The sequence below is a fragment of the Myxococcales bacterium genome (assembly GCA_016712525.1).
Lineage (GTDB): Bacteria > Myxococcota_A > Polyangia > Polyangiales > Polyangiaceae > JAAFHV01.
On record JADJQX010000006.1, the window covers coordinates 735,543 to 757,349 of the forward strand.

The window sequence follows — 21,807 nt, forward strand, 5'->3', positions numbered from 1 at the left end:
GGCGCGCTTCGTTCGACGCCGCTCACGCGGAGGTGGGCGGCGCGAAGGGCAGGGGGAACGTGCTCGCCGAACTCCCCGTGCGCACGAGGACGAGCGCCTCGGACGTGCGCTCGTTCACGAGGACCACGGCGGATCTTCGCGCGTCTCCCGAGAGCGCAGGCAAGAGCGTGACGGTGACGTGCTCGGGCTCGATCAGCCCGTCGCGCTCGGAGTCGATGTCGAGGCTCATCTCGAGCGGCGGACGCACGTCGACGCCGAGCCACTCGAGCGCGGTGTCGAGCCCTCGCACGAGCGCCTCGATGTCGTGGAATCGGGAGGTCGTGCGGAGCGCGGTCGCGAGCGTCGTGTGCTCGAGCACAAGGGTCGTGACGCACCTGCCCGAGAGCTCGTGTACCGAGACGCGCCGCACGTCGCCCTCGTCGTGGAGGAGCGGGGCCACCTCGTTCGCGACGTGCTCGAACGGAGAGAAGAAGAACGTCGGGATGTCGACGAGGTCGCGCGCGCTCCCGCTCGTGTTGCCGAGCGCCCATCGGGGCTCGTCGTCGTTCCAGGGCGCCATCGGCTCAGGCTCGTGGGCGCGCTCCACGAACGCGTGCACGGACGGCAACATTCGGGCGATGTCTCGCCGCGTGCCCGCGAGGTGCGGAGGATCCCCTTCGGGGTGTAGCTCGCTCGTGCGGGCGTGAAGTGCCGTGTCGTCGACCATCATGGCGGGGGCCCGCGAATTGCGCCGCCGAGATAGCCGTAGGACCCGCGGAAAACAAGGTGATCCGTTCTGTAGGGAGAGGTGCGACCCGCGGAGGGCGTTGGCAGTGGTCTCTCGCGCTCACGGATCCCGGCGCCGCCTACGACCGACCGCGATCGCGACCGCCGCGGCCGAGAGGACGCCGTAACGCGAGGCGCTCTCGTTCGAGGTCGCCGAGCTCCCGCAGCAGCCGCGCGGGCGAGGCTCGATGGGCGGGGGAACACCGCCGAGAGGCGCGACGCAGCTCGTCCGCTCGAGCACCGCGGTCGCGCCCGGCGTCACCGAGACGCGGGTCTCGAACGAGCTGCCGTCCGTGCGGGTGAACGAGAGCACGTGCACCCCGACGGGCAACACGAAGGTGCCGACGCGGAGCAGCTCGTCGTGTTCGACCCCATCGATTCTGAGGCTTCGGTAGGCCTCGGCCCCGTCGATCCGGACCGTGCCCGCGTCCTTGGTGTCGCCCGCGTCGCTCGCGTCACCCGCGTCGGTCGTGCGGGGAGGTGCGCCGCCGTCGTTCGGCGCGGCCTTCGCGGAGGGAGGCGCGGAGAGGGCGAGCGCGGCGAGGAGGGCCGGGAGCGCGCTCCCTCGCGGTGCGGGCTCACGTCTGCGGGCGGTCACGAGGGCACCCGAGGGAGCCGGCGCTTCGGCTCGATTCGAACCTCGGGCTCACCGCGCATCCACCGTGAGAACCGCGGATCGCCGCCGCGGAAGAGCACCTCGCCGACCTCGTCGGACAGACGCGCCACGACCCGCTCGTGCCAGCACTGCGTCGGCCCGGGCAGGTCGGGCGCGGAGGTCTCGGCGATGTTCGCGCACGCGCACGTCGAGCCACAGCGGGGCCGCTCAGCGCACGTGCCGCACTCCTTGGCGCGCGTTCCACGAGGGAGCCTGCGCGAGGGCACGATGCCGTCGTCGAGGTGACCTACGACCCGAGATGCCTCTTTGGGCCCGTCCTCGCCTACGAGCTTGTCGCACGGGTAGAGCCTGCCCGAGGGAGCGACCGCGACGTTCCACCGGCCGACCGAGCAACCCTGGCTCACATCGAGGTCGCCGTTCACGGCGGCGGCGATCTTGTCCTCGAAGAGGGGCATGCGAGGTCCGCCTCGTGTGTAGCGCGCGACGTGATCGCACGCGAGCCCACGGAGCTCCGCCTCCCATGCCTCGAGATCGGCGTCCCCGAAGGGCGCCTCGTAGGCCACCGCGACGTGGATCGTGCGCGGGCCGAGCGACGCGAGGAAGGCCACGTCGCGCCGGAGCGAGCGCACGTTGCCGGGCGACACGACGCGCACCACGTCGTCGAAGAGGCCCACCTTGGTGAGAGCCTCGACCCCTCGTAACACTGCGTCGTGGCTCGACTTTTTGCCGGTGCCGGCGCGCGGGCGGGTGGCGTCGTGAGAGGCCCTCTCCCCGTCGATCGAGACGGTCGTGCGGACGCCGAGCGCAGCGAGCCTCTCCGCGCGCTCCCCGTCGACGAGCGTCGCGTTGGTCGTCACCTGGAGGCGCGTGCTCACCCCCGTGAGGCGCCGCGCCTTCTCGGCGGTCGACGTCAACGTGTCCCACGCGAGGAGCGGCTCACCCCCGAAGAACCCGACGTCGAGGCGACCCGCCGTGTGGTCCACCGCGTGCTCGGCGGCCAGGGCGAGCGCGCGCTCGGCCGTAGCTTGCGGCATCGCGCGGGCGTGATGCTCTCCCATGCAGCAGTACGTGCAAGCGAGGTTGCACGCGTGCGTGAGCGTGAGCGACAGGTGAAACGGCCTCACGACGACTAGCGTAGCAGCACGCCCCTACGGCGTGTCACCCGGACGAGCGACAGGGCAAGGTCACGGCTCGTCGACGAGCGCGGCCAGCATCGCTCCCAACAAAAACAGCGCCGTCGACTTGCGCGGGCCCTGGTCGCTCGGGCCCACGCACGCGGGGCACCCGAGCTCGCACGGGCAGCCCGCGATGAGGCGCTCGGCGCGGAAGAGCAGCGTCTTCCGGTTCTGGTGGATACGCTCCGAGAGCCCCGTGCCACCGGGCACGTGCTCGTACAGGAACAGCGTCGGATCGTAACCCGGCCGCGGCCCGCCCCGCGACGTCTGAGGGAGCTCGTCGGTGTCGTCGTCACTCGGGGCGTCGCCGAGCGTCGTGCCGAGGTCTCGTGGGTCGCACATGAGGGCGAGCGTCGCGACGAGCTCGAGCGCCACACCCACGCCGCGGAGGCCGTCGATCGCCTGCGCCTTGCCGCCGAGCACCTCGTCGCACACGCGCTCGGGCACCGAGAGCCAGAAGGCCGTCGTGTGCATCTGGAGCTCGGGGAGGTGGACCTCGCCGTAGCCCGTGTTCTCGTGCGTGTGGAACTTGATCTTTTTGTATCCTACAACTTTTTCGACCACGCTCACCTCGCCGTGGCCGGCGCGAAAGCCCGACTCGGGGAGCGCGGCGTCGAGAGGGCCGTGGTCCGACTTTTCGAGCACGGTGACCTGCACGTAGGTCATCGCGTCGGTGTAGTAGTCGGGCTCGACCTTTCGCACGTAGGCCTTGTGGTTCTCGTAGTCGAACCGCTCGACCTGCCAACACTCGGCGTCGTGCTGGTAGATCGCCTGCTCGTGCACCATGGTGTGCGCGCCGCGGAAGTCGATCTCGGCGAGGACGGCGCCGTTCGGGCTGCCCTGGTCGATGATGACCACGTTGTCCCACGAGACCGAGCGGAGCGAGACGTGGTTCGCGGGGTAGGCGTCGGTCGCCCAGTGGAACGCGCCCTTCGCCTCGTGCAGCACCTTGTGGCGCACGAGGTAGCCGAGGGCGTCGCGGGTGCTCTCGACGTCGAGTGGGCCGAAGGCCTCGTTCGATTTGAAGGGGAGCTCGAACGCCGCGCACTTCAGGTGCTGCACGAGGATCTCGACGTTCTCCGGGTCGATCCGAGCCTCTTCGATGGGCGCGCCGAAGAGGTAGTCGGGCTCGCGCGCGAGGTACTGGTCGAGCGGCGCGCTCGAGGTGACGAGCACACACACGCTCTCGGCTCGGCGCCTGCCGGCACGGCCGAACCGCTGCCACACCGCCGAGATGCTGCCCGGGTAGCCCGCGCAGACCACGGCGTCGAGGTCGCCGATGTCGATCCCGAGCTCGAGCGCGTTCGTCGCGACGACGCACAAAATCTCCCCCTCTCGGAGCTTCTGCTCGATCTCGCGCCGCTTCTCGGGGAGGTACCCTCCGCGGTAGCCCATGATCGCCCCGGGCGGGATCTCGCCTTGGACACGCTCGCGCAGGTAGCGGAGCATGACCTCGACGTTGTTGCGCGACTGGCCGAACACGATGGTGGGCACACGCGCCCGGACGAGGTCGGTCGTGAGCTTGACGGCTTGTTTGACGTAGCTCGCGCGGATGCCGAGCTCCGAGTTCACGACCGGCGGATTGTAGACGAAAAAGCGCCTCTTCCCGCGGGGCGCTCCGCTCTCCGTGATCGCGTGCACGTCCGCTTCGTCGAGGCCGAAGAGCCGCGCGGCGTGCTCGCGCGGGTTGCCGATGGTGGCCGTGGCGCCGATGAGCTTCGGTGTCTTTCCGTGAAATTTGGCCACCCGGAGGAGCCTGCGGAGCACGTTCGCCACGTGCGAGCCGAAGACCCCCTTGTACGTGTGCATCTCGTCGACGACCACGTACTCGAGGTTTTGGAAGGTTCGCGCCCACGACGTGTGGTGCGGCAAGATGCCCGCGTGGAGCATGTCCGGGTTCGTGAGCACGATGCCCGACCGCTCACGCGCGACACGCCTCGCGTCGCCGGGGGTGTCGCCGTCGTAGACGATCGCCGGCACGGTGAGCCCGGCGTCTTTGGCGAGCTCGCGGAGGCCCGCCTCCTGGTCGCGGGAGAGGGCCTTCGTCGGGTAGAGGTAGATGGCCCGCGCGCCCTCCTTCTTGGCCATCGTGTCGAGCACGGGCAGATGGAAACAGAAGCTCTTTCCGCTCGCCGTGGGGGTGGCCACCACGAGGGCCCGATCCGTGGATTCTGCACGCATTCGCGCGAACGCCTCGGCCTGGTGGTCGTAGAGCTCGGTGATGCCGCGCTTCTCGAGGGCCCGGCGGAGCCTGGGTGGAGCGTCTCGGGGACGTTGGCCGTCCTCCCGTCTTCCTCGGCGCGGGCCTGGTCGGCCGTGAGACACGGTTTGACCGTTCGGCTCGCGAGCCACCGCTCGAGGACGACGTCGATGCCTTGGTCGACGGACCAAGGGGTCTTGGGGCGGGAAATTTCAGGTCGATCGGGCACGACTGAACAAGAGAGCAGCTTCATGGTCCGGCCGCAAGGGGCGCGGGCCGAGGCGTGTGGACCAGGCCGTCACGCCCGCTTCTGCGGCCGTTTCGCTACGAGCTCGTCGGCTTCGGCGAGCGCGGCCTCGCGAATGGCGAGCTCGTCGTCGATCTCGCCGAGGGCTTCCTTGATGGCGTCGTCCACGCGAACGCCCTTCTCCTCGCGGGCGGCGAGGGCCACGACCCCGAGCGCGCTCTCGACTCGCCCGAGGCCGAGCACGGCCTTCTCGTGGTCGGCTCGGACCTCGAGCGCCGACGAGAGCTCGCGTTCGGCCCACGCGCGCACGTCGTCGGCGGCGCCTTGGTTCACGAGCCTCCGGGCCTTCTCCTCGAGCGCGACCACGTCGAGCTTCGCGAGGCGCGCGGCGGTCGTCTTTCGGACCGCGTCGAGCTTCTCGGCGTGGTGCACGAGCTCGTCGATCTTGGCGCGCACCGTCGCGTGGGCGCGATCCCCGCGGGTCTCTCCGAGCGCTTTCTTCGCGGCGCGACGCACGGCCGCCATGGGCGACGTGCGCGCGGCCGAGACCCACGCGACGATGCCCGAGAGCAAAAGGAGGAGGCCGAAGAACGAGGCGACGAGGCCTCCCGTGCGGCTCGCGGGCGGCCCGACCGGTGGTGCGAGCGGTACGTCCGCCGTGATGGCTCCCTGGAGCGTGGCGCGGAGCTCGGCTTCGGTGAGGAGCCTCTCTTGGGCGGCCTCGCGCACGAGGGGCACGAGGCACGGAGCTGCGACGCCGAGCGCTGCGCACGCCGAACCGGACGTACCCGTGACCACAAGGTGCGCTTCGTGAGTGGCGGGGTCGTAGCTCGCGACACGAAAGCCGCTCGTCTCGGGCTCGAACAGGCCCCCTCGGCGCGTCGTCGTGCCTGCTGGCGTCGTGTCGATGCGAGAGAGCGCGTCGTACACGGTGCCGTCGAACGTCGTGCGCACCGAGCCGCGCAGGACGATCTCCTCGCCGGGCTTGAGATCCGGCATCGACACGGGCTGGAGCTGCCCGAGCGCCACGGCGCGCGCGGGAGGAGCTTCGGGCTTCTGGCTCGCGACGCCGAGGCCCATCGCCACCACGAGCGCGCCGAGCACGGTGAGCGCAAGAGGTCCTTTTCGGCTTCGCTCCGACGGAGACGGCATGGCCTACTTGAGATACCCGTACGACGAGCCGCGGAGAAGCACCGCGAGCGGCAGGGCGTCCTTCACTTGGCCGGGGCCGCCGACCGCGCGAGACAGGCGCGCGAGGCGGAGGGCGTCCTCCCCGAGGCGAGCCTCGTTCAGCGTCACGGCGGCGCGCTTCAAGAGCTCGGCGCGCTCCTGCAGGAGCCGCATCGCCGCGAGGCGGTTCTGCCCGTCGACGAGGCGCTCGGCCGCGACGATCGAGTCGCCCGCGAGGAACGCTTGGGCCGTGGCGACGACGCTCGGCTCGGCCGACCGTGCGCTCTCCGCGTCGTCCTTCGCGTACTCGAGCTTCACGGAGATCTCGTCGGTCACGTTCTTCTTCCGGATCCGATCCTTGTACTTTACCTCCACCGTCGCGAACGGGCGCTCGCCCGTCCCCGGGGGCACCTCGACCTGCATGAGGATCGCGTGCCGGTCGTCCTTCGCGAAGGCGGGCATGAAGAAGCGCATCCCGCCCACGGCGTCTTCTTGGCGGTCGCGTTTGATGCCCTTCTTCTCGGCGTTTTTGTCCATCGCGACCTCTTGGGCGCGCACCTGCGCGGCCTCGGTCTGATCGAGCGCGCGCGAGCCGTACACGCGCACGGGGGCGATGTCGGGCCGGAGGCGCACCCTCACCTCGACGCCGAGCGCGGCCGGCACGAGCCGCGAGTCCATCTCCTTGGCGAGCGCGCCGGCGATCTGCGTCGAGTCGGCCAGGTAGTAGTAGCCGCCCGCCCCGCGATCGGCGATCGAGCTCATGAGGGGCGCGTCGAAGTCGGCGCCGAGGCCGAACGAGCTCGTCTGGATGCCGTCTTGGAAGGCGCGCGCCGACCGCTCCGCGAGCGACTTCGGGTTCGTGTCTCCGCCGTTCGCGTGCCCGTCCGAGAGCAGCATCACGATCTTCACGGCATCCTGGGAAATTCCTGGCTTGTGCGCCTCGGCGTAGCCGAGATCGAGGCCCGACGAGATGTTCGTGCCCCCGTTTGCCTGCACCTCGGCGATGGTCGAGAGGATTTGCTTCCGGCGTGCGCCGACGGGGCCGTCGGGGACGCGCACCTCCGCCGAGCTCGAGAAGGTCACGAGGGAGAAATCGTCGGACGGGTCGAGGCGCTCGACGAGGCTCGCGGCGGCCTTCCTCGCGTTGTCGATCGCGGCGCCGCTCATCGAGCCGGACACGTCGAGGACGAGGTGGACGGAGAGCGGGACGCGCTTCGTCTCGACGGCGCTCGAGCGAATGGCGATACGGAAGTTCAGGAGCCCGCCGGCGGGGGCGACCTTGGAGCGCTCGAGGTCGGTTCGGAACGAGAGAGCCTGCTCTTTCGGGGCGTCCATCTGCGGTGCGTACCGCGAGCCGAAGTCACCGACGAGGTCCTTGTACTCTGCAGGGATGTCGCCCTTCTGGACCGACGCGTCGAAGGCCGCGAGCGCGGCGCCGCCGGGGCGGTAGGTCGTGGCGTAGCGGGCGTTCGGATCGAGCTTCGGTTGGGGCGCCCTCGCGGGAGCGTCGACCGGCGCCACCTCCTGGAGGGATCTGGCGGCCTGGGCCCCTCCGAGGGGGATCGTGACGGGGGCCGTCGCGCCTCGCATCTTGGACTCGGCGCTCGCAGGCTTCAGGGCGCGCGGAGCCGGCGCCGGGGACCCGTGCCCGATGCCGTACCCCGGGGCTGCGCCTCCTCCTCCCGTCGCGCCTTGAGGCCCGAAGAGCCCGTCGTTCGCCTGCGCCGCCGGCGCTCCGGGGGCGGCCGTCGCCGTGATGGGACCTGCCTTCGCCGGGTCGGCCGCGACGGGGCTCTCTTCGGCGGCCTTGTCCTTCTTGGCCCCGAGATCGCCCTCTTCTCCCTTCGCGCGGGTCGTCGGCGCTTCGGTGGTGCTGGCGGCCTCCGGCGCGTCCCCTTTGGCGCAGCCCTGCCCCCAGATCGACACGACCAACATCACGGGGACGGGAAAAAACCGGCGAAACGTCATCGATGGCCTCTCGGTGGGGCGCTCGGGCTCTTGCGCGGCGCGGTGGAAAGAGTCGACGCACCACGGGCGAAAAAGTTCCATGGCCGCTGACAAGTCGGCGGTGCTCGGCAAGGATAGCGGCGAAGTGGCCCCGGGTGGGCCGGCATCGGATGGCCCGTGAAGCTCGTATTTACCGAGAATATGCACGCGCTGATGCTCCCGAGGGGGCACAAGTTTCCCATCGGGAAGTACGATCGGATCTACGCCGCGCTCGACCACGCCCTCCCAGGCGCCCTTCTCCTCGGGGCTCCGGCGAGCGTCGCCGATCTCGAGCTCGTGCACGACCGGACCTACGTCGCGGCGGTGCGCGACGGCACGCTCGACACACCGCGTGTCCGGCGCCTCGGTTTTCCATGGTCGGAGTCCCTCGTCGTCCGCGCGACACGCAGCGTCGGAGGCACCCTCGCGGCGCTCGAGTGGGCCATGTCGCTCGGGGCGGCCGGTCACATCGCGGGAGGCACGCACCACGCCTTTCCCGACCGCGGGGAGGGCTTCTGCGTCTTCAACGATCTCGCGGTGGCCGTGCGGGTGGCGCAGCGGGATCACGGCCTCCGCCGCGTCGCGATCGTGGACCTCGACGTGCACCAGGGCAACGGTACGGCGGCCATTTTCTCTGGAGATCCGAGCGTCTTCACCCTGTCGCTCCACGGGGCCAAGAACTACCCGTTCCAGAAGGAGCAGAGCTCCCTCGACGTCGGCCTCCCCGACGGCTGCGACGACACGACGTACCTCCGGGCCCTCGACGAGGCGCTCGAGCAGGTCGCCGCGTTCCGGCCGGAGCTGGTGCTCTACCAGTCGGGCGTCGACGGCCTCGAAGGCGACAGGCTCGGTCGGATGTCCCTCTCCCTCGACGGGCTCGCCCGGCGGGACGCCCGGGTGTACGCGCTCGCGAAGCGGCTCGGTGTCCCCATCGTGGCCACCCTCGGTGGCGGGTACGGGCGCGACATCGATCGCACGATCCGCGCGCACGTCGCCGTGTTTCGAGCGCTCGCCGAAGCGTTCCGCTGACTTCGCCGAAATCGTCGGTGAAATAGCCCTGGAACGTGCGACCATCGGCCCCTATCGATCGTCGGGAGGAGCGTACGCATGAGGCTCGTTCGAGTGGGCATCGCCAACGTGAATACGACCGTAGGTGCGGTCACGAGCAACTGCGATCGGGCGATCGCTTTGTCGAAGCAGGCCGCGGACGACGGCGTGACGGTGCTCGTGTACCCCGAGCAACTCTTCGCGGGCTATGCCCCGGAGGATCTCGTCCAGTGGAGGGCGTTCGTGTCCGCCCAGTGGCACGAGCTCACGCGCTTCGCCGAGGCGACGAAGGGCCACGGCGTGGTGTCGGCCGTGGGCCTCACGGTGGCGCGTGGCGCGCACGTCTACAACTGCGCGGCCCTCGTGCACGCGGGGGAGGTCTACGGCATCGTCCCGAAGGAGAAGCTCCCCACGTACAACGTCTTCTACGAGCAACGAACGCTCGCGAACGGTGTGCCCGGCATGCTCGACGAGGTCTCCGGGGTGCCCTTCGGCGATCTCGTGTTCGACCTCGACTTCGGCACGGTCGCCCTCGAGGTGTGCGAGGACATCTGGTCCCCCGACGGCCCTATGCGTCGCCGTTCGTACGCGGGCGCGGAGCTCGTCTTGAACCTCTCGGCGTCGCCCTTCCGCCTCGGGGTGGTCGACACGCGCCGTGAGATGATCGCCACCCGCGCGGGCGACAACCAGGTGACCGTCGTGTACGCGAACCTGGTCGGTGCGAACGACGGGCTCGTCTTCGACGGGGGCGGCTACGTGGCACAGAACGGTCGGCTTCTGCTCGACGTGCCTCGATTTCGCGAAGGAATCTCGGCGGTTACGGTCGATCTCGATCGCACCGCGCGCCTCCGCACGGAGAACACCACCTGGCGCCACGACCAGATGGCGTTCGCCGCGGCCGAGGTCGGCGTCGCGCACGTCGAGGTCGAAGCGGAGACCACACGGCGCGAGTCGCTCCGCTACCCGGCCCCCAAGAACCAGAGCTTCTTCCTCCCCGCGTTCGCGCCGCCCGGCGAGGTGCGCGGGCCCCGGGAGCGTTTCTTCGAGGACATCCTCGACGCGCTCGCGCTCGGCATCGGCGACTACTTCGAGAAGACCGGGGCCTTCAAGACGATCGGGGTCGCCCTCTCGGGAGGCCGTGACTCTCTCCTCTGCCTCTGGCTCGCGCGCCGCTACATCGACACGCGCTACGCGAACGAATCGAAGGAGGTCCGCGACACGAAGGCGCGCGAGACTCTCCGTGCGTTCTTCATGCCGTCGCGCCACTCCTCGGACGAGACTCGCAAGGCCGCGCACGCCGCCGCGACCGAGCTCGGTGTGCCCTTCGCGGTCGTGCCCATCGACGACGCCGTGGCGCCCGAGCTCCAGGCCGTCGAGACCATGCTGCAGGCGGGCGAGGCCATCTCTCCGATGACGCGGCAGAACGTCCAGGCGCGCCTCCGCGGGGAGCGCATGTGGAACTGGTCGAACAGCGCGGCCGGGCTCTTCCTCCAGACGAGCAACATGAGCGAAAAGTCGGTCGGGTACACGACGATCGGCGGCGACATGGAAGGCGCGCTGAGCGTGATCGCGAACGTCCCGAAGACCGTGGTGAACGCGATCCTCGACTACCTCCTCGAGACGACCGGCTCCGAAGGGATCCGCCTCACCCTCGAGAAACCGGCCTCGGCCGAGCTCGCCGACAACCAAGAGGACGAGCGCGATCTCATGCCGTTCCCCGTGCTCGACGCGTGCTTCGCGCTCTACGCGGGCGAGAAGATGGCCCCGAGCGAGGTGTGCGAGGCGCTCGTCTCGATGTTCCCCGAGCACGATCGCGCGACCCTCGACGCGTGGACCACCAAGTTCGCGAGGCTCTTCACGCAGAGCATCTACAAGTGGGTCCAGACGCCTCTGTGTCTCCACATCGGCAACCTCGACCTCGACCGCGAGCGGGCCCTGCAGCTCCCCGTCGTGCAGAAGGGCGAGTGGCAGCGCCCTCGTCCGTAGCGCCGAGCGACGGAGCTTTTCGTCAAACGACCGGGGGCGCGAGCTTCGCCATGCGCACCATGTCGTAGTAGACGCCGCCCACGGCGTACTCGTCCCGGAGGACGCCTTCGAAGTCGAATCCGAGGCGGAGATACATCGCCTGCGCGTGGCGGTTGTCTTTGCGGACGATGAGCCAGACCTTGCGGAGGCCGAGCTCTCCGAACGCCATCTCGAGGGCCTTGGCGACGGCCGACGTGCCGTACCCGCGGCCCTGGAGGTTCTTTCGTATCACCACGAAAAGACGAGCGTTTTTGGCGGGCCAGTAGATCTGATTGAGGCTCACCTGGCCGACGTACACCTCGTCGTCGAACACCGAGTACGCGCGGTCGTTGGGCGAAGCGACGAGGCGCTCGATGTACGCCTGCTCCTCGGCCTCCGAGATCTCGGTCTGCCGCGTGGCGAAGTACTGCATGACCTCGCGGTCGTTCACCCACGTCATGACGTGGGAGACGTGGTCGGTGGAGAGGGGCTCGAGGTGGAGGGGCATGGTGGTGTGCCGTTCAGTCGAGGGTGTCGTCGCCGTGGGCGAGGGCGGAGTCCGGGGGAGGGGAGAGCACGCTCTGGGCGCCGCCCGACGAGCGCGGCTCGGGGGAGACGAGCTTTCGTACGAGGTCGGCGCGGTTCGAGACTCCGAGCTTGGCGTAGAGGCGCCGCACGTAGGTTCGCACCGTGTTTTCGGAGAGACCGGCGATCGCCGCGACGTTCACGCCGCTGTAGCCTGCGACGAGGAGCCGCGCGATTTCGCGCTCGCGCCTCGAGAGCCCTTCGAGGGGAGCCGCGGCGGCCTTCTCCAGCGCGTCGACGCGGAGCACCGCGCAGCGCGCGCCACCGAACACGGGATCTCCCTCGAGCTTGGCCACGTGGGCGACCGAGCCGAACGGGAGGGCCGGTGGTGTCGGGAGGGCCTCGCCCCGCGCGCGCGCCTCGAGAGACTGCTCGGCCGCGTCGACGATCGCCTTCCGATTCGGGGAAATTTCTGCGTCCCAGTCGACTCCGCGCTCGCGGTTCGCGGCCCAGAGCACAGTGCCTTTGTCACGGTCGACGACGACGAGCGTGCTCGCCCCGCGTTGGAGCGCGCGGAGCGCCGACGCCTCGCGCGAGAGATCGTCGTACGCGAGCTGCGAGCGGCTCTGAGTCACCACGAAAGGCGAGAGCGCCTCGAGGGCCGCGACGTCGTCGGACGAGAACTCGGGGTCGCCCTCGCGCCGCTCGAGCCCCGCGACCCCGAAGAGCACCCCGCCTTCGTGGAGGAACACGAAGAGCGCCTTCGTGAAGCCGTCTCCGGCGTGCGACGCGAAGTAGTCGAGCGTCACGCGGTCGGCCTCGGGGTAGAGCTCCGAGGAGAGGTACGCGCGGCGCCCGGAGACGACCAGGCTCTTCGCGTCGAACCCGAACGCGGCGGAGAGCAGGGTGTCCTTTCCGGTCACGGCGCGGGTCGCCCCGTCGACCACACGCGAGCCCTCGCGGTAGGCGAGCTGCTCGTTCGTGCCGAAGCAGAAGAACGCTCCCGGCGCCGGCACCACGGTGCGCATCGCGTCCATGACGCGCCGTTTGAAGCTCTGCCTCGTGCCGGGTTGGACGACGAGGAGCTTGGCGGCATCGAGGGGCGACTCGGTCATGACCCGAGATGCTACGGTCCCCTCGGGGTTTCTCGAAAAACTTTCGAGAACGCTCGCGCCGTCGCGACGCACGTGCGGCCCGACGTTCGCACCTGAGAGGGCCTAAGGCTCCGGTGCGCCGGCCATGACGCTGCGTGGCGAAGCTCGAGCTCCGAGGCACAATTTAGGCGGCGTGGGAGCGCGGACGATGGTCCGTTCGTGGCATACTCCCGCCCATGACCCACGACGACGCGCGCGCGTCCGAGCTCATCTTCGACTGGAACGAGGTCAACCGAAAGGGCCGCATCGTCCCGCAGAACGCGACGTTCTTCGACGAGACCTTGCGGGACGGCCTCCAGAACCCCTCGGTGAAGGACCCGGGCATCGAGCACAAGCTCGAGATCTTGCACCTCATCGACGAGCTCGGCATCCACGTGGCCGACATCGGTCTGCCGGGCAGCTCGAAGCGCGCCTACGACGACGTCACGCGCCTCTGCAAGGAGGTCGTCGACTGCAAAATGAAGGTCAAGATCGCGTGCGCCGGTCGCACGGTGGTCTCCGACATCACGCCCATGATCGACATCTCGCAGAAGGTCGGCATCCCGATCGAGGTGTACGCGTTCATCGGCTCGAGCCCCATTCGTCAGTACGCCGAGCAGTGGGATCTCGACCTCCTCGTGAAGCGGAGCTCCGAGGCCGTCGACGTGGCCGTCAAAAATGGTCTCGACGTGGCCTACGTCACCGAGGACACGACGCGCTCGCGCCCCGAGGTGCTCACGACGCTCTTCCGCGCGGCCATCGACCACGGCGCCAAGCGCCTCTGCCTCTCCGACACGGTGGGGCACGCCACCCCGGACGGCGTGCGCAACCTGGTCCAGTTCACGAAGAGCGTGGTCGCTGGCACGGGCGCCGAGGTCGGCATCGACTGGCACGGCCACAACGATCGCGGGTTCGCCCTCGAGAACGCGATCTGGGCGCTCGAGTTCGGCGCCGATCGTGTGCACGCGACCGGGCTCGGCATCGGCGAGCGCGTGGGCAACGCCCAAATGGAGCTCTTCTTGTTGAACATGAAGCTCCTCGGGCAGCTCGACCAAGACCTCACGAAGCTCCTCGCGTACTGCGAGGCCGTGGCGCGGGCGGTGGGGTGGCAGGTGCCCATCAACTACCCTCTCGTGGGGCGCGACGCCTTCCGCACGGCCACCGGCGTGCACGCCGCGGCGATCATCAAGGCCATGGCGAAGGGCGACGACTGGCTCGCCGATCGCATCTACTCGGGCGTCCCGGCGGGCATGTTCGGCCGCAAGCAGGAGATCTGCATCGGCTTCATGAGCGGCGCCTCCAACGTGAACTTCTACTTGAAGGAGCGCGGCATCCCGACGAGCGAGGCCCTCGTCGCCGAGATCCTCCAGGCGGCGAAGGAGCGCGACCAGATCCTCACCGACAGCGAGGTCATGGTCATCGTCGACAAGCACGTCGCGCGCGCGTCGGCCTGATCGCCCGCCCGACGACGCGCGCCGGTGGGATCGGGCTCAGGCCGTACGTTCGATTTCCATAAAGAGATCGAGGCGTTGGCCGGGCTCGAGTCGGAGGAGCGACTCCCCCGTGCCGAGGGCATTGCCGGCGCACGTCCATGGCTCGACGCACACGAAGTCCTTTCCCGCGAGAGTCCACACGACCCAGCGCCACATGGCGGGTGATGCGCGGAGGGCGAGGGCGTACGACGGGGTCGTGAGCGAGAACGGCCGATCCCCGTGGTCGTCGAGGTGGACGTCGAGCTCGTCGCGGGTGAGATCGAGCGCCACGGGTCCCGTCGTCTTCGTGACGTTGTCGAACCCGCGTGTGGCCTCCGTGCCGAGCACGACGCGCCCCTTGTCGGCGTCGGGCACGAGAAAATACGGGTGAAAACCGGCCCCGAACGGCATCGGTGGCCCCGAGGTCCCCGTGTGGGTGAAGCTCATGTCGACTCGCATCGCGCGCCCCGTGAGCGTGTACGTGTACTCTGCACGAAAGTCCCAAGGGTACTGGGCTCGGGTCGCGTCACTCGATGCGAGCGTGAGCGTAGCGGAGGGGTGTGGTGTGGCGGACGTGCGTTCGACCGCCCAAGGGAGCGTGCGCGCGAACCCGTGTTGTTTCATCGTGTAGCGCGCGCCGCGCGCCTCGTACGCGTCGCCTTCGAGCTTCCCCGGCTGTGGGAAGAGCACGGGGTTGCCCCCTCGCACGTTCTTCGTCGGATCGAGCAAGGTCGCGCGATCGAGGTAGAAGATCTCTGCGCCGCCGAGGCGAAGCCTCGTCGCGATGCCTCCGCGCTCGGGCGCCAGCACGAGGGTGCTCTCGTTTCCCAGGGAGAGCGCGAGCGACTCGAGCTCTCCCTCGTGACGTGTGACGTCGGCCATACGAACGAAGGTACCCGAGGACATGGTCACGCGCAGAAAATGGGATCTGCGTCGTCCTCCGTCGCCGTGAGCGTCGACCCGATTCGTGATGCGCGCCGCGCCCCAGTTCCCTGTAGTCTCGGGCGTATGGTGAGCGTCATCTCGTGCCCGTCGTGTGGTGCGCCCGTGCCCCACGGCGTCGCGGCCTGTCCCTATTGCCGGGTCGCGTTGTCGTGGCCCGGCGCGCCTCCTCCCGCGAAGCTCGAGATCCCCGCCGTGCCCGAGGGGGTGGTCGAGCACCTCCGTGGGGGCAACAAAATCCTCGCCATCAAGATCTATCACGAGGCTACGAAATGCGGCCTCGCGGAGGCGAAGCGCTTCGTCGACGACCTCGAGCGCAAGCTCGGCATCGCGTAGGTAACGCGCGGCGCCCGACGAGCCCGGCGGCGCGAGGATCGACGGCCCGTCAGCCGCGGAGCAGCTCGTGCCACGTCAAGGGGAGCACGGCGCGCGGCGCCACCTGCGCGCGCGTCGCCGGAGAGAGAGACACGAGGTCGGACACGTGCAACTTCGCCTCCGCGACGTCGGCCCCAACCGCCATCTCGAGACCGAGGGCCATCTCGCCCACGTCGGGCCAGCGCGCGTCGGGCGAGCGCAGGAGCGCCGCGTGGAGCGCCCGGGCCAGGGCCGGCGGGACCCACGGCGCGTTGTCTTGCACGTGCGGCACGTCGCGAGCCGAGTCGACCACGTAGTGGAAGAACGACCCTGCACGTTCGAACGCCGGGCGCCCCGCGAGGGCGTGGTAGAGCACCATCGCGAGCCCCCAGAGATCGGCGCGCGCGTCGGCATGCTTGGCGCTCGTCGACTGCTCGGGCGCCATGTAGGCGGGCGAGCCCATGCCCGTGCCGGACGCCGTGAGGGTGCCCGATAGCTCGCCGAGCTTCGCGAGGCCGAAGTCGGAGACGCGGACCGTGACGAGGCCCTCGGGGGAGCGCTCGAGGAAGAGGTTCGAGGGCTTCACGTCGCGGTGGACGATCCCGCCCTGATGCAGCAGCGAGAGGCCACGGCACGCCTGGAGCACGACACGAACCGCGGCGCCCGGCTCGAGCACGGTCTCCCGCTGGAGGATGGTCTCGAGGTCCTCACCGACGAGCAGCGGCATCACGAGGTACGGGGAGCCCGTCGCCCCGTCGACGCCGTGGTCGAGGATCGGCATGAGGTTCGGGTGAGAGATCGAGCGACAGACCGAGATTTCGCGCTCGAAGCGTGCCCGGCGCTCGGCCTCCTCGGACGCCTTCGACGCGCCGATGGCCTTCAGCGCCACGCGCGTTCCGTCGGGCCCCTCGGCCGCAAAGACCACGCCCATGCCGCCCTCACCGAGGTGCGACAAAAGCGTGTACTTTCCATCGACGACGGAGAGGGGCTGGAGGAGTGGACGAGCTGGCACGACGATGTCCCCGGAGGCTCTCGAACGGACGGTAGCACGAAGGCGCGGAGTCGGGCCTCGGACTCGCCGCACGCCCGGCGACGTGCGATGATTGGGGGATGTCGGACCTACGTTGCCCCACCTGCGGCGGGACGCTCACCCCCATGGACATGGCCAAGCCGAGCTGCACGTACTGCGGCACGGTGCTTCCGCATCACGCGCGGGCCGCGCAGCAGGTCGCGGTGGTCAACCAGATGATGGCGGATCGCAACGGGAACGGCATCCCCGACGCCTTCGAGGGGCTCATCGCCAACGCTCCGCACGGTCAAGTGCACCTCATCGGTACGAGCGTCCAGGTCGGCCCGGGCGCACCCCCGCCTGTCACGCCTTTCGGCGGCGGAAACCCGATGGGAGCCGTGCATCTCCAGCAGGTCGCCGTGGCCCAGTCGGTCGCGCGCACGTCCAGCCTCGTGACGGTCATCGTCGTCGTCTCGATGGTGTTCATGATGGTCATCGGCGGCGTCGTGGCCGGCATCGTGGCGTTCACGGCCGCGCGATAGCGCGCGTCTCGCTTCGCTCAGCTTCGGTCGGGGCGGCGGCCGGGGACGAGCGTAGGCGTGCTCGTCCGTTCGCTCGGGGCAGGCATGCGCACGCCGAGGGGAGCCGCGCCGCCGGTCGGCTCGAGGCCGATCGGGCTCGTCTGCGATACGGGGCCACCGAGCGCGCCGAGGGAGGCGAGCATCGTCTTCGACGCGGAGGCGCTCGCCGTGCGCGCGAGCAGCAGCAAGGGGCCGTCCCGCCACACGAACGTGCCATCGCCGTTCGTACCGAAGAGCGCCGTGGCCTCGTGGTACGGCCCGATACGCTGCCCGAGAAGCACGAGCGAGCTCGCGAGCTCCGAGAGAACGGCGAGGTCGGACGCGGAATGACCACATTCTCCGACACTCGCCACCAACCACCGTTCGCCGCCGAGCTCGGCGTTGAATGCCATCCCCGACGCGCTCTCCCCGCACGCGCGCTCGAGCACGGCGGTGGCCCGCGCGACCGCCTCGGGCGAGAACCTCCGCGCGGCGGCGAGCAGGAGATCACAGGCGGAAAACCGAAACTTCGGATCGTAGCTCCGCTTTCGGGGTGCGAACGTCAGGTCTCCGGCGAGGTGCGCGAAGCCGAGCAGGGCCTCCCACGTGTGCTCGCGGAGGGCTGCACGAAACGCGTCTGCCGTGAGGTGCCCGCGCTCGACCAACACCTCGCCGAGAGGCGCGCCCGTCTGCTGGCAGTGCCGGAAGGTGGCCTCGAGCTCGCTGCGACCGAGCGAGCCTCGTCGGAGGAGGCGCTCGGTGAGCGTGCGCCCCGAACCGACCTCGGCCGCCCAACAGATCTCTCCGGCTTCGACGTAGATGGTGCCGATGCGAGCGGAGGCTCCGCATACGTCCACCTCGCCCGTTTGCCCACCCGCGATGCTCTCGACGTGCTCGAGGAGCCGAGCCACGAGAGACGAGCCATTTCGCGCCACACCGACGCTCGGCGGAGGCGCTTCGTCGACCTCGACGCGATCGTCCGGCTCCCCAGGATGTGTCATGGCTCGCCCCTCACGGTCGCCTCCCCCACGAGGGCGAAACTCTCCCTCGCGCCTCTCATGATGGGCGTGTTCTCCCGACCTCGCAAGTGCCGCGCGGCGCAGCTACGTGGTGGAGCCGCGCTCGAAGGGATCACGCGTGGTGGCTTCGAGCGCGGCGGCCGCTGCCCGCGCGTGGCCGAGGGCGACGTCGGCCTCGACGCTCGCGCGGCAGACGAACACGACGGCGCGCTTTCGCCTTGTTTTCAAGCGGATGACGAGGTGCACGTGCTCTCGTGCCGTGACGACGATCTCCTCGGTGGGCGACGGCGCGCGCTCGTGTCGGCCCCGGTCGAAGACGGACTCGGCCGCCGCGAGCGCGGCGCTCCGCAGGAGCTCGGTGGTCGATGCAGCGACCAGTGCGGCCCCTCCGTGCGCGATGGGATCCGACGCTCGCAACCCCAACAAGGCTCCCGTCGTCGCGTCGACGTAGCTCACCGCGACACACTCGGGGACCTCCGCTTCGGCGGCCGCTAGTGCTTGGTCGAGCTCCACGTTCCCCCCCATGCTTCCCTTGATGGCTTCGAGCGTACCTTCGCTCGTGCAGACGACACAAGCGAAGGTACCTCGGGCGCTCGACGTGATGCCGCGTCAGTCGGCCAAGGCTGCGACGAGAGTGTCGATGTCCTTCTCGGCCACGCCACACAACGCGACGCGCAGCGTGCCCTTCCCGGGAACGACGAAGACCCCTTTTTCGCGCATACGAGCGGCGCGCGCCTCGGCGTCGTCGGCGAACACGGTGACGAAGAAACCCCCGTCGTAGCGCGGATAGCGGAGCTTGCCTTTGGCCTTGGCGTTGAACGCGGCCACGCGGGCCCGCAGGTTCTCTTTGAGCGCGTTTCGCTCGGCATCGCACGCGGCCTTCAGCGCCGGATCGGTGAGGAGCTTGGTGACGGCGTAGAGCCCGCCGCGGTTGCAGTTCGACCACGTGCCGCGGCACGAGTAGGTGAGCGCCGCCTCGACACGCGCGCGCTCGACGGGATCGGGCTCGCAGGCCACGAGCGCGCCGACGCGGAGGCCGTAGTGCGTGAACGATTTCGACGCGCTCCACGCGAAGAGGAGCCCACATTTCCCGAGCAGCGGCGCGAGGAACCGCATGAACGCGCGGGGCTCGCCGTCGGCGAAGGTGAAGTACGCCATGTCGCTGAGGAGCGTCACGGGAGCCTTCTCGGCGTGGCGCGCGAGCACCGCCGCGACCTTCTCCCACTCCTCCATGCTCATCGAGTACCCGGTCGGGTTGTGGCATGGGTCGTTCAAGAAAATCAGCGCGCGCCCTTGTTTTGCGAGCTGCGCGCCGAGGGCGGCGTCGAGCGCGGTGACGTCGAGGCCTCCGCCGTCGTCGAACATGCGGAACGTCTCGATGCCGCGGTCACCCTCGTCGGCGAGGGTCTGGTACGGGCCCCAGTAGTACGAGGTCGTGAGGAGCTTCTGCCCGGGCTCGAGGAAGTTGGCGATCGCGTGGCGGAGCGCGCCCGTGCCACCTGGCGTCGCGACGCCGCACGCGGCGGCCGCGAGCTCGGGCGTGAGCGAGAAGAGATCGTCGATCACCGCGCGCACGAACTCGGGCGTGCCGGCGATCGGGGCGTAGGCGGCCCACTCGGCGTCGGGCACCTCGTGGATGGCGCGTGCGGTCGAGGGCAGGATCGCGAGCCGACCCGCGTCGTCGAGCAGGGCGCCGACGGTCGCGTTGACGATGGCCTCCCCCTTCGACTTTCGAGCAGTGGCCTCGCGGTTCAGCGCGAAGATGGGGTCGTCGGAGGGGCGAGCGGTTCGAGCGGGGACGAGGCGCGACATGGGGTCCTTCTATAGGAAATTTCTCGCGCGGATGCTGCCCTTCCGTGCTGTCACGAGGGCGCTTCTGAGGTACTTTGAATGGCGCTATGCGTCGATCTCCGTTCCTCCTGGCGCTCCTCGGGGCCCTCGTGTCCTCCGCATGCGGTCCGACCGTCTTCAAGGGCCCCACGGGGCCCGAAACGGGCGCGCAGGGGCCGAAGGGCCCGACTGCGGCGGTGGTCAACGCGGTCGAGATGCCCTTCGCGGTGCACACACGCAGCCGCAACGGCATCACGCGGCTTCACGCACAGCTCGGCCAGGGCGATTTCGTCTCGTCCGGGGTGATGGTCGCGAGCACCTCGGACCTCACCAAGCCGCTCGCGAAGATCGAGGACGCGAGCGAGATCCTGGCCGTGGGCGGCACGCCGGACGACTTCTATACCTTCTCGGCGACGACGATCGGCAACTCGGTGCGCCGGGTGAAAGGGGGCACGGTGGGCCCCTCGAACCGCGCGAGTGGGGCAGAGACCTACGTGTCGGTGGCGGTCTCCGAACAAGGCGCGTACGTGCTCGTCGGGAACAAGTCGGCGCCACAGCCGTACGCCAAGGCTCGGCTCGACATCGTCGCCACCGAGGCGAAACCCTCGGGCCTGTCTCTCGCGCCGCAATACTGTTGGGACACGGTCGGCGCGCGGAGCGGCGAGGTCATCGTCGCGGGGCGTGCGTGCCGTGAAGCCGACGGTCGCGTCGTGGTGCAACGGTTCTCGGGCGGCGCGAAGACCGGCACGCTCGACACGCTCCCGTTCACTCTCCCCAAGGACGCCAAGGTCAAGGCGGTGCACCTCCATACGCAGAAGACCGGGGTCTTCGTGACCGCGACCATCTCGGCGGCCGGAGGTGAGCGCCCGTACGCCGCGAAGTGGGACGGGAAGTCCTGGACGGCGATCGACATACCGGAGCAGTTCGCGGAGATCCTCTCGTTCTCGGAGGGGATCGACGGCGCTCTCTTCGTCGTCGAGACCCAGCTCGCGGCCCGCACGGCGCAGGTCTGGAGGCGTGAGCCCAAAGGGGCATGGCGGCCCGTGCCCCTGCCGAAGCTCCGCGAAGAGTCGCACTACGTGTACTCGAAGATCGCCGGAAAATACGTCCTCCAGAAGCCTCCGCAGTTCGTCCCGCTCACCGTGTCGGCGCGATCGGTCGACGAGGTCTGGGTCGCGGCCTCGATCGAGGACGGCGACGATCTCCTCCACTCGCTCTTGCACAAGAGCGCCGCGCCGACGTTCGTCGAGTGGCCCGACATCCCACGGCCCGCGCCCCCGCCGCTCGCCGAGTGCCACGCGAGCTACTTCCTCGCGCTCGGGCCCGTCCCCCCGCAGCACGGGAGCTACCAAGAGGTGCGGCGTCTCCTCGCGGGTCATCACGAGGTCGAAGGGCTCACGTTGCTCGAGACGGTGCAGGGGGGGAGGCACGTCTACGGGGTGCACCACACGAGCCGCGAGTCGGTGCAGCGCGTGCAGGAGCTCTTGGCGAAGGGGAACATCAAAGGCGAGCTCCGGTGCGAGACGCCCGCGGCCACGCGCCTCGTCGGGTTCAAGCTCTCCACGGGCGAGCTCGGGATCGAAGAGGGCCCCGAGACGCCGGCCCAGCCCGACTCCCACGAAGACTGAGGGGCGTCCGCGCGCAAGCGAAACCGACCTGAAGCGGGTCGTTTTGCCATTCTGTCATGGCCCGGGCGCGCGCTGTCGGTCCCGTGCCACGTTGGCGTGCGTGGGGTTCGGAGCCGCCGATTCTA

At 69.6% G+C, this 21,807-nt stretch carries 18 protein-coding genes and 1 pseudogene; 6 read left to right on the forward strand and 13 right to left on the reverse strand.

The genetic code is table 11. The annotated features are described in order from the left end of the window. Nucleotides 1-22 precede the first annotated feature (22 nt). From IPK71_15030 to IPK71_15055, 6 genes and pseudogenes are all read right to left on the reverse strand, one after another. Nucleotides 23-709, reverse strand: coding sequence for a hypothetical protein (locus IPK71_15030; protein ID MBK8215051.1), 687 nt, complete (start codon nt 707-709; stop codon nt 23-25). Nucleotides 710-826: 117 nt separating this feature from the next. Beyond that, nucleotides 827-1,363 (reverse strand): hypothetical protein, encoded by a 537-nt coding sequence (locus tag IPK71_15035; GenBank protein MBK8215052.1) that lies wholly within the window; start codon nt 1,361-1,363, stop codon nt 827-829. Further along, complete coding sequence (locus IPK71_15040; protein MBK8215053.1) at nt 1,360-2,505, reverse strand: radical SAM protein; 1,146 nt, start codon at nt 2,503-2,505, stop codon at nt 1,360-1,362. Before IPK71_15040 ends, IPK71_15035 begins: the two co-directional genes overlap by 4 nt. Before the next feature lie 60 nt (nt 2,506-2,565). Further along, nucleotides 2,566-5,009, reverse strand: a pseudogene (locus IPK71_15045) (DEAD/DEAH box helicase). A 45-nt stretch (nt 5,010-5,054) separates the two neighbouring features. Continuing rightward, nucleotides 5,055-6,155: a hypothetical protein gene (locus tag IPK71_15050; GenBank protein ID MBK8215054.1), complete on the reverse strand. Its 1,101-nt coding sequence runs from the start codon at nt 6,153-6,155 to the stop codon at nt 5,055-5,057. Between the two features lie 3 nt (nt 6,156-6,158). Beyond that, nucleotides 6,159-8,141: a VWA domain-containing protein gene (locus IPK71_15055; GenBank protein ID MBK8215055.1), complete on the reverse strand. Its 1,983-nt coding sequence runs from the start codon at nt 8,139-8,141 to the stop codon at nt 6,159-6,161. Nucleotides 8,142-8,297: 156 nt separating this feature from the next. Between IPK71_15055 and IPK71_15060 the strand changes: the two genes are divergently transcribed. After that, nucleotides 8,298-9,188, forward strand: coding sequence for a histone deacetylase (locus tag IPK71_15060; protein ID MBK8215056.1), 891 nt, complete (start codon nt 8,298-8,300; stop codon nt 9,186-9,188). A gap of 78 nt (nt 9,189-9,266) precedes the next feature. Beyond that, nucleotides 9,267-11,192, forward strand: coding sequence for an NAD(+) synthase (gene nadE, locus IPK71_15065; GenBank protein ID MBK8215057.1), 1,926 nt, complete (start codon nt 9,267-9,269; stop codon nt 11,190-11,192). A 22-nt stretch (nt 11,193-11,214) separates the two neighbouring features. On the opposite strand, the gene IPK71_15070 is transcribed toward nadE, so the two are convergent. Both IPK71_15070 and IPK71_15075 read right to left on the reverse strand, forming a co-directional pair. Further along, nucleotides 11,215-11,718 (reverse strand): GNAT family N-acetyltransferase, encoded by a 504-nt coding sequence (locus tag IPK71_15070; protein MBK8215058.1) that lies wholly within the window; start codon nt 11,716-11,718, stop codon nt 11,215-11,217. 13 nt (nt 11,719-11,731) lie between these two features. Beyond that, nucleotides 11,732-12,850, reverse strand: a complete 1,119-nt coding sequence (locus IPK71_15075) for a helix-turn-helix transcriptional regulator (GenBank protein MBK8215059.1) — start codon at nt 12,848-12,850, stop codon at nt 11,732-11,734. Between the two features lie 215 nt (nt 12,851-13,065). Between IPK71_15075 and IPK71_15080 the strand changes: the two genes are divergently transcribed. After that, nucleotides 13,066-14,322 carry a 2-isopropylmalate synthase gene (locus tag IPK71_15080; GenBank protein MBK8215060.1) on the forward strand — a complete coding sequence of 419 codons (1,257 nt, stop codon included), beginning with the start codon at nt 13,066-13,068 and terminating at the stop codon, nt 14,320-14,322. 36 nt (nt 14,323-14,358) lie between these two features. Here the strand turns inward: IPK71_15080 and IPK71_15085 are convergent, their stop codons facing one another. Then, nucleotides 14,359-15,222 (reverse strand): galactose mutarotase, encoded by an 864-nt coding sequence (locus IPK71_15085; GenBank protein MBK8215061.1) that lies wholly within the window; start codon nt 15,220-15,222, stop codon nt 14,359-14,361. A gap of 126 nt (nt 15,223-15,348) precedes the next feature. Between IPK71_15085 and IPK71_15090 the strand changes: the two genes are divergently transcribed. Then, nucleotides 15,349-15,618 carry a hypothetical protein gene (locus IPK71_15090; GenBank protein MBK8215062.1) on the forward strand — a complete coding sequence of 90 codons (270 nt, stop codon included), beginning with the start codon at nt 15,349-15,351 and terminating at the stop codon, nt 15,616-15,618. 49 nt (nt 15,619-15,667) lie between these two features. Here the strand turns inward: IPK71_15090 and IPK71_15095 are convergent, their stop codons facing one another. After that, on the reverse strand, nt 15,668-16,648 hold the full coding sequence (locus IPK71_15095) for a serine/threonine protein kinase (protein ID MBK8215063.1): 981 nt from the start codon (nt 16,646-16,648) through the stop codon (nt 15,668-15,670). Between the two features lie 98 nt (nt 16,649-16,746). Here IPK71_15095 and IPK71_15100 point away from each other — a divergent pair, with 98 nt between their 5' ends. Continuing rightward, nucleotides 16,747-17,187: a hypothetical protein gene (locus tag IPK71_15100; GenBank protein MBK8215064.1), complete on the forward strand. Its 441-nt coding sequence runs from the start codon at nt 16,747-16,749 to the stop codon at nt 17,185-17,187. 17 nt (nt 17,188-17,204) lie between these two features. On the opposite strand, the gene IPK71_15105 is transcribed toward IPK71_15100, so the two are convergent. From IPK71_15105 to IPK71_15115, 3 genes are all read right to left on the reverse strand, one after another. Next, nucleotides 17,205-18,206 (reverse strand): hypothetical protein, encoded by a 1,002-nt coding sequence (locus IPK71_15105; protein ID MBK8215065.1) that lies wholly within the window; start codon nt 18,204-18,206, stop codon nt 17,205-17,207. A gap of 102 nt (nt 18,207-18,308) precedes the next feature. Next, on the reverse strand, nt 18,309-18,749 hold the full coding sequence (locus tag IPK71_15110) for a hypothetical protein (GenBank protein ID MBK8215066.1): 441 nt from the start codon (nt 18,747-18,749) through the stop codon (nt 18,309-18,311). A gap of 84 nt (nt 18,750-18,833) precedes the next feature. Next, nucleotides 18,834-20,036, reverse strand: coding sequence for an aminotransferase class I/II-fold pyridoxal phosphate-dependent enzyme (locus IPK71_15115; GenBank protein ID MBK8215067.1), 1,203 nt, complete (start codon nt 20,034-20,036; stop codon nt 18,834-18,836). 86 nt (nt 20,037-20,122) lie between these two features. Here IPK71_15115 and IPK71_15120 point away from each other — a divergent pair, with 86 nt between their 5' ends. Beyond that, complete coding sequence (locus IPK71_15120; GenBank protein MBK8215068.1) at nt 20,123-21,682, forward strand: hypothetical protein; 1,560 nt, start codon at nt 20,123-20,125, stop codon at nt 21,680-21,682. Nucleotides 21,683-21,807 lie beyond the last annotated feature (125 nt).